Below are 15,113 nucleotides of genomic sequence, written 5' to 3' on the forward strand. Positions count from 1 at the left end.
GGCGCCGGAGCCACTGCGGAAGTTGTTGTAGAGGCCATCCAGGCCATAGGCCTTGAGCTTTTGGCTGTTGACGGTTTCAGACGTCCAGCCGCTTGGGCTGTTGAGAAAACGCCCTTTACCGGGCGATTCGGGGTCAGAAAATACCTGCGGGTAACGCTTGAGGTCCTCGACACTGTGCAGCTCAGGCGCCACGGGTTTCAGGTTGCGTGCGGCATCGCCCTCGATCACATAGGCCGGTACCCACCAACCTTCCTCTGCATTTTTGACTGTATCGCCCAGTGCGAACACCTGGCCGGCCTGTTCAGCCTTGACCCAGGCAGGGCTGCGCCCGGCCCATTCCTCGGCGATCACTTGCAGGTCATTGCGCGCCAGGGCCACCTCCATGCTGACCGTGCTGCCAGGCAGGCTGTCGGTGCGGTAGCCGTAGCCGCGCTCCACGATCAGGCGCAGGATCTCGGTGGTGAGGGCGCCGCTTTCCCAGCCGATGGCACCAAAATGGATAGGCGCAGGTTGTTCTGCCGATGCGGCGCTGTCCGTGCTGGCCAGGCCCACCGTCAACAGCAGCCCGGCCAGCAGCGTTGAAATGCTCTTCATGTGAACCTCGTCGTTCGCCATGCCTTGGCGGTGGGGGCAAGTGTAGACGACGAGGTTTTGTCAGTTTCAGGGCCACTGGCGTGGCCCCGTTCGCTTCAGACGCGGAACTGGTCCATCAGCGCTTGCTGCTGGTTGGCCAGGCTGTTCAGCGACTGGCTGACCCGCGCCGACTCGTTGGCCTGGCCAGACAGGGATTCAGTGACATCACGAATGGTCGCCACGTTGCTGTTGATTTCCTCGGCTACCGCACTTTGCTCCTCGGCGGCAGAGGCGATCTGCAGGTTCATGTCGGTGATCACCGTCACCGCCTGGCCAATGCGCTGCAATGCCGTGACGGCTTGGCCGACCTGCTCCACGCCACCTTGGGCCTGGCGGTGGCTGTGGTCCATGGCGCCGACCACTTCGCGGGTGCCGTTCTGCAGGGCTTCGATGACCTGACGGGTTTCTTCCACCGACTCCTGAGTGCGCTGGGCCAGGTTGCGCACCTCATCGGCGACCACGGCAAAGCCACGGCCGGCCTCTCCGGCGCGGGCAGCTTCGATGGCAGCGTTGAGCGCCAGCAGGTTGGTCTGTTCGGCGATCGAGCGGATCACTTCCAGTACCGAGCCGATCTTCTCGCTGTTCTGCGCCAGGCCTTCTATTTCGGCCATGGTGTCGCTCATGTTGGCGGCCAGGGCACCGATGCTGCTGGTGGTGCGGTCGATTACCGCCAAGCCCTCGCGGGTGGCCTGGTCGGCATCGCGCGCCGCCTGCGCAGCCTGGGCGGCGCTGCGGGCAACGTCCTGGGCGGTGGCGCTCATTTCATGGGAGGCAGTGGCTACCTGGTCGACCTGGCGGTACTGCTGCTCCATGCCGGCGCTGGTTTCAGTGGCAATCGCCGAGGACTGGTCGGCCGTGCCTCGGGCGGCCTGCACCGAGCGTTTGACCTCGGCGATGGTTGGCTGCAACTTGTCGAGGAAGCGGTTGAACCAGCCGGCCAGTTCGCCCAGTTCGTCCTGTTTCTGGTAGGTCAGGCGACGGGTCAGGTCGCCTTCGCCGCTGGCAATGTCCTTGAGCATGGCGGCCACGCCGAGGATCGGCCGGGTAACCCCGCGGGCCATCAGCCATACCAGCAGCAGGCCGACAATGGCGGCGGCCAGGCCCAGGCTCAGTTCCAGCAAGGTGCCGCTGGTATTGAGCGCGTCAAGTTCCTGCTTCAGGGTTTCGGCCGGCCCGGTCAGGGCGTTTTCCGGCACATCCAGCAACACGCCCCAGGGCTGGGCGTCCGGGATTGGCCGGAATGCCGCCAGCACCTTCAAGCGCTGCCGGTCGTGGAGGATGGTCAGCTTGCCATCGGCCAGCTTGCGCACCAGCTCGGCGCCTTTGACCGGGTCTACCTGGTCAAAGCGCTGGGCCAGCTTGCTGGCATCGGCGCTGTAGCCGGCCAGCAGGCCGACCGGGGTCAGAATGCCGACCGTGGTGCGGCCTTCGTAGAGGCTGCGGCTGGCCTCCTGGCTCAGCGCCTGCAGGCTATTGAGGTTGATGTCGATGGACAGGGTGGCAATGATCTTGCCGTTGACCGCCAGCGGGAACACGATGCTGGTCATCAGCACCTGCTGGCCATCGATGTCGTAGAAGTACGGCTCTACCACGCACACCTTGCCGGAGGTGCGTGGGCATACCCACCAGGTGTTGGCCGGCTGGCCGCTGGGGCCGATCTCGGTGTTGGCCATGTCATGTTCGGGCAGGGCCATCGAGGTCAACTGGCCGGCGCGTGGCTGCGACCAGTACAGGGCAAAGCGCCCGGTTTCGTTGCTGCCCAATGCTGCCTTGCCGGCAAACAGGCTGTCCTTGTTGTCCAGGGCATTGGGCTCGAACACCAGTGACAGGCCGAGCAGGTCGGGGTTGGCTTGCAGTGCGGCGCGTACCTGGCGGGTCATGTCCTCGCGCAGGTCGAAGGCATCGAGAAAGCGCTTTTCGGCCTGCTCGCGCAGGAACAGCACCTGACGGGCGAAGCCGGCGCCGTACTGGTAGGCATCCATGAACTGGCGGCGAATGTTCAGCGCTTGCACTTCACCTTGTGACTCGATACGCGACTGCGCCGCCTCGGTCAGCATCTGCATGCTGCTGGCCTTGACCAGGTCCGAACTGTGATCCATGCGGTACAGCGACAGGCCGACGAGCAAGGTGACGATAGCGGCCAGACAGAGACCGGCGAGCAGGGTGATCTTCCACTGGATGGAAAGTTGTCGCAAAGGCATGGGGGCGGATCCCTTTTTTGGCATTAAGGGTTATGGCTTTATCTGCGGTGGGGCCGGGAGGTGCCAAAGCGCTGCGGCCAGGCACCTCGCTGCCTCCCTCAATATCGGCCCCTGCCGTTTTTTCTTTATTCAAACATTCAATTTAAATTTGACCGCCACTAACGCGCCGTATCAAGGCGCTTTTGACATCTGCCGCCTACTGCTTCAGAGTTCGCGCTTTTTTCTGTCGTAATGAGGTAAGCCAACCATGAATGCAGTGATCGCCGCGGTCGGCATCATGCTGATACTCAGCCTGTCCCGCGTGCACGTGGTCATCGCCCTGATCATCGGCGCCCTGGCCGGTGGGCTGGTGGGCGGCCTGGGCATCGAAGGCACGCTCAAGGCCTTCAACGGTGGCCTCGGCGGTGGTGCCACGGTGGCTTTGTCCTATGCACTGCTGGGTGCCTTTGCCGTGGCAATCGCCAAGTCTGGCCTGGCCCATGCGCTGGCCGACCGCGCCCTGGTCATGATCGACCGGCAGGACGACGCCAAGGGCGGCAAGGTCAAATGGCTGATGATCGGCCTGATGCTGGTGGTGGCCGTGTCGTCCCAGAACATCCTGCCTATCCACATTGCCTTCATTCCGCTGCTGGTACCCCCTCTGTTGTACGTGCTGACGCGCCTGCGTATCGACCGCCGGCTGATCGCCTGTGTGATCACCTTTGGCCTGATCACCCCGTACATGTTCCTGCCGGTGGGCTTCGGCAACATCTTCCTCAACGAGATCCTGTTGGCCAATGTGGCCCGCGCGGGTGTCGATGTGAGCGGCGTCAACGTCACCCACGCCATGGCCGTCCCGGCTGCAGGCATGCTCGTCGGCCTGCTGGTGGCGGTGTTCATCAGCTACCGCAAGAAGCGTGACTACGACCTGGCGCGGATCCAGCAGGTGGAGCAGGTGAGCGTGCAGTACAACCCGCTGACCTTGCTGGTGGCCGGGCTGGCGATCGCGGCAGCCTTCATTGTCCAGCTGTTGCTGGACTCGATGATCATCGGTGCCATGGTCGGTTTCCTGATCTTCTCGCTGTCGGGCATCGTCAAGTGGAAAGAGACCGACGACCTGTTCACCGAAGGCATGAAGATGATGGCCATGATCGGCTTCATCATGATTACCGCGTCCGGTTTTGCCGAGGTGATGAAGGCCACCGGTGAGGTGAAGAGCCTGGTGGAAACCTCGGCGCAGTGGATCGACCACAGCAAGGGCGTCGGTGCCCTGCTGATGCTGTTGGTAGGCCTTTTGGTGACGATGGGGATCGGCTCGTCGTTCTCCACCGTGCCGATCCTGGCGGCGATTTTCGTGCCACTGTGCGTGCAACTGGGCTTCGACCCGTTGGCCACGGTGTGCATCATTGGTACTGCCGGTGCGCTGGGTGATGCAGGTTCGCCGGCCTCGGACTCGACCCTGGGCCCGACCTCGGGCCTGAACGTGGATGGCCAGCACCACCACATCTGGGACACCGTGGTGCCGACCTTCATCCATTACAACCTGCCGCTGCTGGCGTTCGGTTGGTTGGCGGCGATGACCTTGTAAGGCGGGGGAGGGCGTCAGCCCTTGTCGGGCGGCGGCGAGATGCGATTGAGCACGGTGCTGCCGTCCTTGCTGCGGGTCAGGTAGACCGGCAGGACTTTGGGCAGGTTGTTGACCAGGCGCCCCACCTCACGGGTGTTGTAGATGCCGCTGATGCGAATGCGGCCGGTGCTGGCATCGGCCAGTCGCAGCGGGGCGTCGAGGTAGCGGTTTATCACCGGCAGCGCCTGTTCCAGGCTCAGGTTGTCGAGCACCAGCTTGCCGCTGCGCCATGCCAGGCTGTTGCCATAGTCGTCGCTTTGCTCCAGCTGCGGCTCGAAGTCGCCCTTGTGGTAGCTGGCCTGCATGCCAGGGCCAAGGCGGTAGCCACCGGCATTGCCCTCACTGGACACCAGCACTGAACCTTCCACCAGGGTGACCTTCACCTGGTCCTGGTACTTCCACACGTTGAACTGGGTGCCGGTGACCCGGGTCTGGCCACTGCCTGCACGCACGATGAACGGGTGGCTGCTGTCGTGTCGCACCTTGAAGAACGCCTCGCCGCGCTTGAGCGTGACCTGGCGCTGGTCTTTGTAGTTGAGGAAGGTGAGCTCGGTGTGCAGGTTGAGCTGTACCGTGCTGCCGTCGCTGAGCTCCACGGTCTGCATGCGGTCACCGGCTTCGACGTGCTGGTAGTGGTTGGGCAACCAGCCCTGTTCCCACCCCATCCAGCCGGCCAGCGGCAGCACTGCCAGGGCGATGGCCGCAGCAGACGCCAGCGGCCGCCAGTTGCGGGGGCGGGCGGCGTGTTTGGCAGGTGGGTTGAAGTCGATGACGGTGGCGCTACGCGGCAGCAGGTCGGCTGTTTGCCAGATTTCCAGCATCGCCTGATATTCTTCGGCATGCCGCGGGTCGGCCGCCAACCAGCCAGCGAATGCGTCACGCTCGGCCTGCGTGCAATCGTCGGCGTGCAGGCGCATGCACCAATGCGCTGCGGCGTCGGTGATGGCATCGTCTGGGCTGGGATTGAGGCGGTCGTGGTTCATTGCGGCTCCGGGTTTTGCGCATTCTACCCTTGCGAGAGGGCTCCCGAGAACCAATGTAATGGCGAATGACTATCAGTTGTGCCGGTTTTTCGTCGGATTGACCACGGTTTTTCAGCGTTTGAGAACCCTTCGCGGGCAAAAGACGATGTCTGCAATCGCTTCCGGGGCGGCCTGGTGCGGCGAAGAGGTCAGTGTTTGCAGTACCGATTCGGTAACCTGTACCGGCCCTCTTCGCAGCACACGGCTGCCCTTGCAACAAGCGCGTCAGTGACACACCGGTCAGAACTGTGCGGCCTCTAGCCCATAAAGGCTGCCACTACCGGCCCGAATGCTCGCCTCCAGCCCCAACCCCCGCGGCAAGACCCGCTGGAAATAGAACGTCGCACAGGCAAGCTTCGCACCATGAAACGCCTCGTCCTCATCACGTTTGGCCAGCGCCACCGCCGCCATCCGCGCCCACATGTACGCATAGGCCGTCAGCCCGAACAGCTGCAGGTACTCAACGGCTACCGCGCTGACCAGGTTGGCATCCTCGCCAGCCTGCGCCCGCAGCCAGCTGCTGGTGGCCTCGAGCCGCGCCAGGCTCGCCTGCAGGGCCTCGCGGTGCAAGGGCGCATCCACACTGAAAGCCCGCACTTCGCTGGCAAAGCTGGCCAACGCCTGACCACCGTCGGCCAGCACCTTGCGCCCCAGCAGATCAAGGGCCTGAATGCCGTTGGTGCCTTCATAGATTTGCGCAATGCGCACGTCTCGCACCCGTTGCTCCTGGCCCCATTCGCGGATGTAGCCATGACCGCCATACACCTGCTGGCCAAGCACGCAGCTTTCCAGACCGTTGTCGGTGAAGAATGCCTTGGCCACCGGTGTCAGCAGTGCCACCAGGCGCTGGGCATGCTCGCGTTCGCCAGCGTCCTCGGCATAGCGCGCCACGTCCAGTTGCTGGCCAACGTAGACGGCGAACGCCCGACCTGCTTCGGTGAGGGTGCGCATGGTCAGCAGCATGCGCCGAACATCACCATGGTGGATGATCGGGTCGGCCACCTTGTCGTGTGCCTGCGGGCCAGTCGCTGCGCGGCTCTGCAGGCGCTCGTTGGCATAGCGGGCGGCGCTCTGGTAGGAGGCTTCGGCACAACCGATGCCCTGTATGCCGATGGACAGGCGCTCGTAGTTCATCATGGTGAACATCGCTGCCAGGCCCTTGTTCGGTTCGCCCACCAGGTAACCGATGGCACCGTCAAAGTTCATGACGCAGGTCGCCGAGGCCTTGATGCCCATCTTGTGTTCGATCGAGCCACAATGGACAGCATTGCGCGCGCCCAGGCGGCCATCGGCCTCGACCAGGAATTTGGGGACCAGAAACAGCGATATGCCTTTGGCACCGGCGGGCGCATCCGGCAGCTTGGCCAGCACCAGGTGGACGATGTTCTCGGTCAGGTCCTGCTCGCCGCCGGTAATGAAGATCTTGCTGCCACTGATGCGCACGCTGCCATCGGCCTGAGGCTCGGCGCGGGTGCGGATCAGCCCCAGGTCAGTGCCGGCATGGGGTTCGGTCAGGCACATGGTGCCGGCCCAGCGGCCTTCGTACAGCGGTGGCAGGTAAGTGGCCTTGAGCGCTTCGCTGGCGTGGGCATCGATCGCCAGGCAACTGCCTGCGCTCAATGCCGAATACAGGCTGAAGCTGCAGTCAGCCGCGTAGAGCATCTCTTCGAACAGCACGCCGAGCATCTTTGGCATGCCCATGCCGCCGTGTTCCGGGTTGCCGCCCAAGCCGACCCAGCCACCTTCGCGGTAGGTATTCCAGGCCTCGCGAAAGCCTTCGGGGGTGGTGACTTGGCCTGCGTCGAAGCACACACCTTGCTCGTCACCGTTGCGGCTGAGCGGGGCGATCAGCTGGCCGGTGACTTTTGATGCTTCCTCGAGAATGGCGTCGGCAGTGTCGGCATCGATGCGTTCGGCCAGGGCGGGCAGTCGGGCCCACAGGCCTGAAGCGTTGAACACGTCATGCAGGACGAAGCGCATGTCGCGCAGGGGGGCGGAATAGGTGGTCATCGGCAGCTCTTGCAATAGTGAGGGAGGGTTGGGCGTGCGCTGAACCTTCAGGCGCAGCCGTGTGCTGCGCCTGAAGGGGGCGGCTACGGCATCAGAGGGCCTTGGCCCGGTCGCGCAGCACGTACTTCTGGATCTTGCCGGTCGAGGTCTTGGGCAGCTCGCCGAACACCACGGTCTTCGGCACCTTGAACCCGGCCAGGTGCTCGCGGCACCAACTGGTGATGTCGGCTTCACGGGTGTCCTCTCGGCCCGGCTTCAGTGCAACGAAGGCGCACGGGGTTTCCCCCCATTTTTCATCCGGGCGTGCCACCACGGCGGCTTCCAGCACTGCCGGGTGCTTGTACAGGGCGTCTTCGACCTCGATGGTGGAGATGTTTTCGCCACCGGAAATGATGATGTCCTTGAGCCGGTCCTTGATCTCGATATAGCCGTCGGCATGCCACACGGCCAGGTCGCCGGTGTGGAACCAGCCGCCACGGAAGGCTTCGGCGGTGGCTTCAGGGTTTTTCAGGTAACCCTTCATCACCGTGTTGCCGCGCATGAAGATTTCGCCCAGGGTATTGCCGTCGCGGGGTACTGGCTGAAGGGTTTGCGGGTCGGCGACCATCAGGCCATCGAGGGTCGGGTAGCGCACGCCTTGGCGAGACTTGATGCGTGCACGCTCCTCCAGCGAAAGCGCGTCCCATTCGTCATGCCAGGCACACACGGTCACCGGGCCATAAACCTCGGTCAGGCCGTAGGTGTGGGTGACCTTGATGCCCATTTCTTCCACGGCGCCGATGACCTTGGCCGGTGGAGCGGCGCCGGCGACCATGGCCTGCACCGGGTGCTCGATGGCTGCCTTGGCCGCCTCGGGCATGTTGACCAGCGCGTTGAGCACGATCGGCGCACCGCACAGGTGGCTGACTTTGTGCTCGCGGATCAGGGTCAGGATCTTCTGCGGGTCGACCCGGCGCAGGAACACATGGGTGCCGGCCAGGGCGGTGATGGTCCAGGGGTAGCACCAGCCGTTGCAGTGGAACATCGGCAACGTCCACAGGTACACCGGGCGGTGGCCCATGGCCCAGGTCATCTGGTTGCCCAGGGCGTTCAGGTAGGCACCACGGTGGTGGTAGACCACGCCCTTGGGGTTGCCGGTGGTGCCGGAGGTGTAGTTCAGCGATATGGCCTGCCACTCGTCATCGGGCCATTCCCAGGCAAATTCCGGGTCGCCTTCGTTGAGCAGGGCCTCATAGTCCAGCTGGCTGACCGCGCGGCCTTCGCCGTACTCCGGGTCATCCACATCAACCACCAGCGGCGGGTGTTCAAGCAGTGCCAGAGCGCCTTCGATGACCGCATGGAACTCGCGGTCGGTGATCAGCACCTTGGCCTCGCCATGCTGCAGCATGAAGGCGATAGCCTCGGCATCCAGGCGCACGTTCAGGGTATTGAGCACGGCACCGGTCATGGGGACGCCGAAATGCGCCTCGAGCATGGTCGGGGTGTTGGGCAGCATCACTGCCACGGTGTCGCCACGGCCAATGCCACGACCGGCCAGGGCGCTGGCCAGGCGCCGACAGCGTTGGTAGGTTTCTTGCCAGTTGCGGCGGATGGCGCCGTGGATGACGGCCGGGTAGTTGCCGTACACGGCAGCGGTGCGTTCGATGAAGCTCAGCGGGGTGAGGGCGACATGGTTGACGGCAGCGGGCATCAGGCCCTGGGCATAGATCGACATGCGGTAATCCTGTAAGGGAGGCAGACGCAGCCTGTGCACCTGGCCCCCGATGGCTGATTGTTAGCTCTGTTCAGGGTGCAGGGGGCGGACGGTGGGCCGCCCCCTCTGTCGCAGTTTTACGCGAGTCGCTATGGTATTAGGAATATCGACTATAGCAATATAGTAAAACTACTATAAAAATAGGCCGCCTACTGTGGATGACACTGCTTACCCCTTGCTCGCCAAAGACCCACAACCCAGTCTGTTACTGGCCAGTGATGCAAGCCCGCTGGCACTCAACCCGGCACTGCAGGCCTGGGTCGCCGAAGGGCCTGAGCTGGCTTGCTGGCTGCCGGCCAATTGCGCGGCCCTGGTGCGTGCCTGTCTGCGCCAGCATCGGGCGATCAGCGATGTGGAAGTGCAGGTCGGCGAACGCATCGTGCTATGGACGTTCATGCCGGACAACCAGGGCCAGCAGGTGCTGGGCCGCTGCCGCGATGCCAGCGAAGAGCGCCATGGCGCACGCGAAGCCAGCCGCGCCCGGCGCCTGTATCGGCTGATCATCGAAAACACCACCGACCTGATTTCCCGGCACAGCCCCGATGGCCGCTTTCTCGATGCCTCACCGGCAGCCTACCGCCTGCTCGGCCTGTGGCCCGAGCAACTGCGTGGCATGCCTGTACATACCCTGCTGCATCCGCGCGAGCGGCGTCAGGTACTGCGCCAGGCCGCGGCCGCGCTGGACCAGGACGGCTACCACACGATGACCTGCCGGGTACGCCAGGCGACAGGTGACTACCGTTGGTTCGAAATTGCCAGCCGGGCGATCCGCGAGACCTACACCGGCGCGGTGGTGGAGGTGGTCAGCGTGTCCCGCGACATCACCTTGCGCATCGAAGCGCAGGAAAGCCTGGCGCACAGTGCCCGCCTCGCGACCTTGGGCGAGCTGGCCTCGGGCATCGCCCACGAGATCAATCAGCCACTGGCCGCGGTGGTCAACTATGCCAACGCCAGTCAGCGTTACCTGCAGGGCCTGGAACGTGATCCCCAGGCGCGCGAGCGGATTGGCCAGGGCCTGCAGCGTATCAGCGAGCAGGCCACCCATGCCGCCGAAGTGATCCGCCGTCTGCGTGCCTTTCTGCGCAAGGAACCGCGCCGCCTGCAGGCACTGGACGTGGCCGAGCTGGCCGGCGAAGCCATGCGCCTGTGCGCCTGGGAAGCCGCGCGGGACCAGGTGCAGGTGGAACTTCGCATGAGCGCTCAACTGCCCTTGGTGTATGCCGACCGGGTGCTGCTGGAGCAGGTGCTGCTCAACCTGCTGCGCAATGCCATCGATGCCAATCGCGAGCAGCAGGGTGAGCGACCGTCACGTATCCTGCTCTGCGCGGCGCGCGATGGCGATGGGGTGCTGGTCGAGGTCGCCGACCAGGGCCCGGGCGTGGCACCCGAGCGGCTGGATGAAATCTTTACGCCGTTTACCACCAGCAAGGCCGACGGCCTGGGCTTGGGCTTGAGCATGAGCCGCAGCCTGATCGAAGGCTTCGGTGGCAGCCTGTGGGCGCGGGCGGGTGACAACGGCGGTCTGGTACTGTGCTGCCGGCTGGCGGTCAGCAGGGAATAAGGGGAGGCAGTGTTGCAAGCAAAAGTGTATGTGGTCGATGACGACCAGGGTATGCGCGACTCTACGGTCTGGCTGCTGCAGTCGGTGGGCCTGCAAGCCTTGCCATTCGCCAGCGGGCAGGCGTTTCTCGACGCCTGCGTCGATGATGGGCCCGCGTGTGTGCTGTTGGATGTGCGCATGCCGGGGCTGGGCGGGCTGGCTGTGCAGCAGGCGATGCGCGAGCGTGGCCTGATGGTGCCGGTGATCTTCGTCAGCGGTCATGCCGATGTACCGATCGTGGTGCGGGCGTTCAAGGCCGGCGCCTGCGACTTCATCGAAAAACCCTACAACGACCAGCTGCTGCTCGACAGCGTTCAGGCTGCGCTGGAGCACGCCGGGCTGGCGCGAGAGGGCGATCAGGCGCTGGCCTTGGTGCAGGCGCGCATCGACGGCCTGACGCCGCGTGAGCGAGACGTCTTCGTACCGTTGGCCCAAGGGTTGAACAACCGCGAGATTGCCGAGCAGTTGGGCATCAGCGTCAAAACGGTGGACCTGTACCGAGGCCGGGTGATGAAGCGGTTGCAGGCAGGCAGCCTCGCAGAGCTGGTGGGGATGGCGATTGCTTGCGGGGCGGTGGAGGCGCTGGGCCTGCGAGCGCGGTAGCCGCCTTTACGTAGCCCCTGGCAGGGGCGGCGTTGCGTGTCGCGATGGGACGCAATGCGCGCCTGCTGGGGGCGGTGTGACAGCCAGAAAACACCCACTATTTCATAGCTAGCTAATGAAAGCTTTGACATTCACTGCCTAGGCAGTAATATTTCTACACACTTAACTGAGCAGCCAACGATGGCCCATTTTTCTCCCGAGAACTTCCAAACCTGCGCCATCGGCATGTTGCTTGGCCGTGCTGCGATTCTCAAAGACCGCATTCTTGACTGGCACCTGGAGTCAGAGGGCGTCACCGCCGCGCAGTTCAAAGTGCTGATCATCGTCACCCAGTACCAGGTGGATACCCCGGCCGAACTGTGCCGTTACCTGGGCCTGGACAGCGGATCGATGACCCGCATGCTCGACCGCCTCGAGCAGAAGGAGCTGATCGTGCGCAACCGCTGCGCCGACGACCGTCGCCAGGTGCGCCTGGCACTCACCGCCGACGGCCAGCGCCTGGCCAACCGCCTGCCGGAAATTGGCGCCGCCGCCATGAACGAGTTGTGCGGCGTGCTGGCACCAGAGGAGCTCAAGACCCTGGAAGGCCTGCTGGCCAAGGTGCTGCTCGGTGCTGGCGACCCGTTGACGATCCGCCGCTTCGGCGACCGTTGAACCCTGTAACGAATTATCCAAGGTATTGTCATGGCCACTCCCGCAGACACCCCGACTCCCTCCGTCTCGCCCGAGCCGTCGCGCAAGCGCAAGGCTTGGTTGCTTGGCCTGCTGTTGCTGCTGATCCTGGCAGGGGTCGGCACCTGGGCCTGGTACAGCATTGTCGGGCGTTGGCACGAAAGCACCGACGATGCGTATGTCAACGGCAACGTGGTGGAGATCACCCCGCTGGTCGCTGGCACCGTTATCAGCATCGGGGCCGATGACGGCGACCTGGTCCACGCCGGCCAGGTGTTGCTGCAATTCGACCCGGCCGACAGCGAAGTGGCCTTGCAGTCCGCCGAAGCCAAGCTGGCACGCAGCGTGCGGCAGGTGCGCGGGCTGTACAGCAACGTCGACTCGCTGAAGGCTCAACTGGAAACGCGCCAAGCCGAACTGCGCAAGGCGCAGCAGGACTTCAACCGGCGCAAGGTGCTGGCTGACAGTGGTGCGATTGCCGCCGAAGAACTGTCCCATGCCCGCGACGACCTGAGCGTTGCCCAGGCCGCCGTCAACAGCGCGCGGCAACAGCTCAGCACCAGCAGCGCGCTGGTCGACGACACCGTGGTGTCCTCGCACCCCGATGTCATGGCTGCAGCTGCCGACCTGCGCCAGGCCTACCTCGACCACGCCCGCACCACATTGGTCGCGCCGGTCACCGGCTACGTCGCCAAGCGTACCGTCCAGTTGGGCCAGCGCCTGCAGCCGGGCACCGCGACCATGGCGGTCATCCCGCTGGATCAGGTGTGGATCGATGCCAACTTCAAGGAAACCCAGCTGCGAGAGATGCGCATCGGCCAGCCGGTGGAAATCACCGCTGATGTGTACGGCAGCGAGGTCAAGTACAGCGGCACGGTCGACAGCCTTGGCGCGGGCACCGGCAGCGCCTTTGCCTTGCTGCCGGCGCAGAACGCCACCGGTAACTGGATCAAGATTGTCCAGCGAGTACCCGTGCGCATCCACCTCAGCCCCGACCAGCTCAAGGACCACCCGCTACGTATTGGCCTGTCCACCGTGGTTGAAGTCGACCTGCATGACCAGAGCGGCCCGACCCTGGCCCAGCAGCCACCGCAGAAGGCCAGCTACACCACCCAGGTGTATGACCACCAGATGATCGAAGCCGACAACCTGATCGCCCGGCTGATTCACGAGAACAGTGCAACCGGCAAGACGGCGCAACGATGAGCAACAATGCCGCTGCCCAGTTCACGCCGCCAAGTCTGCTGCTGACCACCATCGGCCTGTCGCTCGCGACGTTCATGCAGGTGCTGGACACCACCATCGCCAACGTGGCCCTGCCGACCATTTCCGGCAACCTGGGGGTGAGCTACGAGCAAGGCACCTGGGTCATCACCTCGTTCGCGGTGAGCAACGCTATCGCCTTGCCGCTGACCGGCTGGCTGAGCCGGCGCTTTGGTGAAGTGAAACTGTTCATCTGGGCCACGCTGCTGTTCGTGCTGGCTTCGTTCCTGTGCGGTATCGCCCAGTCGATGCCCGAGCTGGTCGGGTTTCGCGTCTTGCAGGGTGTGGTCGCCGGGCCGCTTTACCCGATGACCCAGACCCTGCTGATTGCTGTCTATCCCCCGGCAAAACGGGGGATGGCACTGGCGCTGCTGGCGATGGTCACGGTGGTGGCGCCGATTGCCGGGCCGATTCTTGGGGGCTGGATTACCGATAGCTACAGCTGGCCATGGATCTTCTTCATCAACGTGCCCATCGGCCTGTTTGCTGCTGCCGTGGTGCGCCAGCAGATGCGTACGCGCCCGGTGGTCACCAGCCGCCAGCCGATGGATTACATTGGCCTGCTAACCCTGATTATCGGCGTTGGGGCCTTGCAGGTAGTGCTGGACAAGGGCAACGATCTGGACTGGTTCGAGTCGTCGTTCATCATTGTCGGCAGCCTGGTTTCGGTGGTGTTCCTGGCGGTATTCGTGATCTGGGAACTGACCGACCGGCACCCGGTGGTCAACTTGCGCCTGTTTGTGCACCGCAACTTCCGCATTGGCACCATTGTGCTGGTCGGGGGGTATGCCGGGTTCTTCGGTATCAACCTGATCCTGCCGCAGTGGTTGCAGACGCAGATGGGCTATACCGCGACTTGGGCGGGCCTGGCGGTGGCGCCGATCGGTTTGCTGCCGGTGATCATGTCGCCGTTCGTGGGCAAATATGCGCACCGTTTCGACCTGCGGGTGCTGGCTGGGTTGGCGTTCCTGGCGATTGGCACCAGTTGCTACATGCGGGCCGGTTTCACCAGCGAGGTGGACTTCCAGCACGTGGCCTTGGTGCAGTTGTTCATGGGGATTGGCGTGGCGTTGTTCTTCATGCCGACCTTGAGCATTCTGCTGTCTGACCTGCCGCCGCACCAGATTGCCGACGGTTCGGGGCTGGCGACTTTTCTGCGAACCTTGGGCGGGAGTTTTGCGGCTTCGTTGACCACCTGGATCTGGATTCGTCGGGCGGATCAGCACCATGCCTACCTGAGCGAGCACATCAGCCAGTTCGACCCGACGACGCGGCATACCCTCGAGCAGTTGGGCGGGGCCAGCCCGCAGAGTTATGCGCAGTTGGAGCAGATACTCAACGGGCAGGCTTACATGATGTCGACGGTGGATTACTTCACCTTGATGAGCTGGGTGTTTGCCGGGTTGATTCTGCTGGTGTGGTTCGCCAAGCCGCCCTTTACCGCCAAGGCGGGCCCGGCATCGTCAGGGCATTGAGCTAAACAAGGCAAGATCCCGATGCTCTCGCTCTCGCTCTCGCTCTCGCTTCGGCTTTTGATTTTGCTTCTAAGCGCGCGATAGCCCAGGCGCCGCGGATTGCGACTTCAGGAGGCCGAGCGCAGGGCTTGCGAAGGGAGGTGACGGGCATGGATGCCCGTCAAGCGCTGGGCCCCAGGATGGGGCCTGCAGCGCGGTCCTCCCGGGAGCAAGCCCGGAGCGAGGGAACCCCGGAGCGTAGCGCAGGGGCCGGATGACAGGAGCCAGCGTTTTTT

General features: G+C 64.0%; 11 protein-coding genes. 6 read left to right on the plus strand and 5 right to left on the minus strand.

The annotated features are described in order from the left end of the window. Together BJQ17_RS27955 and BJQ17_RS27960 are read right to left on the minus strand one after the other, a co-directional pair. A partial coding sequence (locus BJQ17_RS27955; RefSeq protein ID WP_305775678.1) for a glycine betaine ABC transporter substrate-binding protein occupies nucleotides 1–594 on the minus strand: 594 nt, incomplete at its 3' end. A gap of 95 nt (nucleotides 595–689) precedes the next feature. Further along, entirely contained in the window at nucleotides 690–2,834 is a 2,145-nt protein-coding gene (locus BJQ17_RS27960) for a methyl-accepting chemotaxis protein (RefSeq protein WP_004575304.1), read from the minus strand. Nucleotides 2,835–3,081: 247 nt separating this feature from the next. On the opposite strand from BJQ17_RS27960, the gene BJQ17_RS27970 reads away from it, so the two are divergent. Then, on the plus strand, nucleotides 3,082–4,401 hold the full coding sequence (locus BJQ17_RS27970; RefSeq protein ID WP_004575306.1) for a Na+/H+ antiporter family protein: 1,320 nt from the start codon (nucleotides 3,082–3,084) through the stop codon (nucleotides 4,399–4,401). Between the two features lie 14 nt (nucleotides 4,402–4,415). Here BJQ17_RS27970 and BJQ17_RS27975 read toward each other — a convergent pair whose 3' ends face one another. From BJQ17_RS27975 to BJQ17_RS27985, 3 genes are all read right to left on the minus strand, one after another. Beyond that, nucleotides 4,416–5,423, minus strand: a complete 1,008-nt coding sequence (locus BJQ17_RS27975) for a FecR family protein (RefSeq protein ID WP_004575307.1) — start codon at nucleotides 5,421–5,423, stop codon at nucleotides 4,416–4,418. Between the two features lie 279 nt (nucleotides 5,424–5,702). Beyond that, a complete protein-coding gene (locus tag BJQ17_RS27980) occupies nucleotides 5,703–7,472 on the minus strand; it encodes an acyl-CoA dehydrogenase C-terminal domain-containing protein (protein ID WP_003247803.1) in 1,770 nt (589 codons plus the stop codon). Nucleotides 7,473–7,563: 91 nt separating this feature from the next. Further along, on the minus strand, nucleotides 7,564–9,186 hold the full coding sequence (locus tag BJQ17_RS27985) for an acyl-CoA synthetase (RefSeq protein WP_003247805.1): 1,623 nt from the start codon (nucleotides 9,184–9,186) through the stop codon (nucleotides 7,564–7,566). Nucleotides 9,187–9,379: 193 nt separating this feature from the next. Here BJQ17_RS27985 and BJQ17_RS27990 point away from each other — a divergent pair, with 193 nt between their 5' ends. The 5 genes from BJQ17_RS27990 to BJQ17_RS28010 all read left to right on the plus strand — a co-directional run bounded on the left by BJQ17_RS27990 (nucleotide 9,380) and on the right by BJQ17_RS28010 (nucleotide 14,838). Continuing rightward, a complete protein-coding gene (locus BJQ17_RS27990) occupies nucleotides 9,380–10,786 on the plus strand; it encodes a sensor histidine kinase (protein ID WP_033726412.1) in 1,407 nt (468 codons plus the stop codon). A gap of 9 nt (nucleotides 10,787–10,795) precedes the next feature. Then, complete coding sequence (locus BJQ17_RS27995; protein WP_014860281.1) at nucleotides 10,796–11,428, plus strand: response regulator transcription factor; 633 nt, start codon at nucleotides 10,796–10,798, stop codon at nucleotides 11,426–11,428. A 180-nt stretch (nucleotides 11,429–11,608) separates the two neighbouring features. Continuing rightward, complete coding sequence (locus tag BJQ17_RS28000; RefSeq protein ID WP_003247811.1) at nucleotides 11,609–12,082, plus strand: MarR family winged helix-turn-helix transcriptional regulator; 474 nt, start codon at nucleotides 11,609–11,611, stop codon at nucleotides 12,080–12,082. Nucleotides 12,083–12,112: 30 nt separating this feature from the next. Next, entirely contained in the window at nucleotides 12,113–13,306 is a 1,194-nt protein-coding gene (locus tag BJQ17_RS28005; RefSeq protein ID WP_003247813.1) for an HlyD family secretion protein, read from the plus strand. Then, the gene (locus tag BJQ17_RS28010) at nucleotides 13,303–14,838 is read left to right on the plus strand and encodes a DHA2 family efflux MFS transporter permease subunit (protein WP_003247815.1); all 1,536 of its coding nucleotides are present in this window, start codon (nucleotides 13,303–13,305) and stop codon (nucleotides 14,836–14,838) included. The genes BJQ17_RS28005 and BJQ17_RS28010 overlap by 4 nt, the downstream gene beginning before the upstream one ends. Nucleotides 14,839–15,113: the final 275 nt, after the last annotated feature.

It is taken from the genome of Pseudomonas sp. NBRC 111139 (assembly GCF_001753955.1).
In the GTDB taxonomy this organism is placed as follows: Bacteria; Pseudomonadota; Gammaproteobacteria; order Pseudomonadales; family Pseudomonadaceae; genus Aquipseudomonas; species Aquipseudomonas alloputida.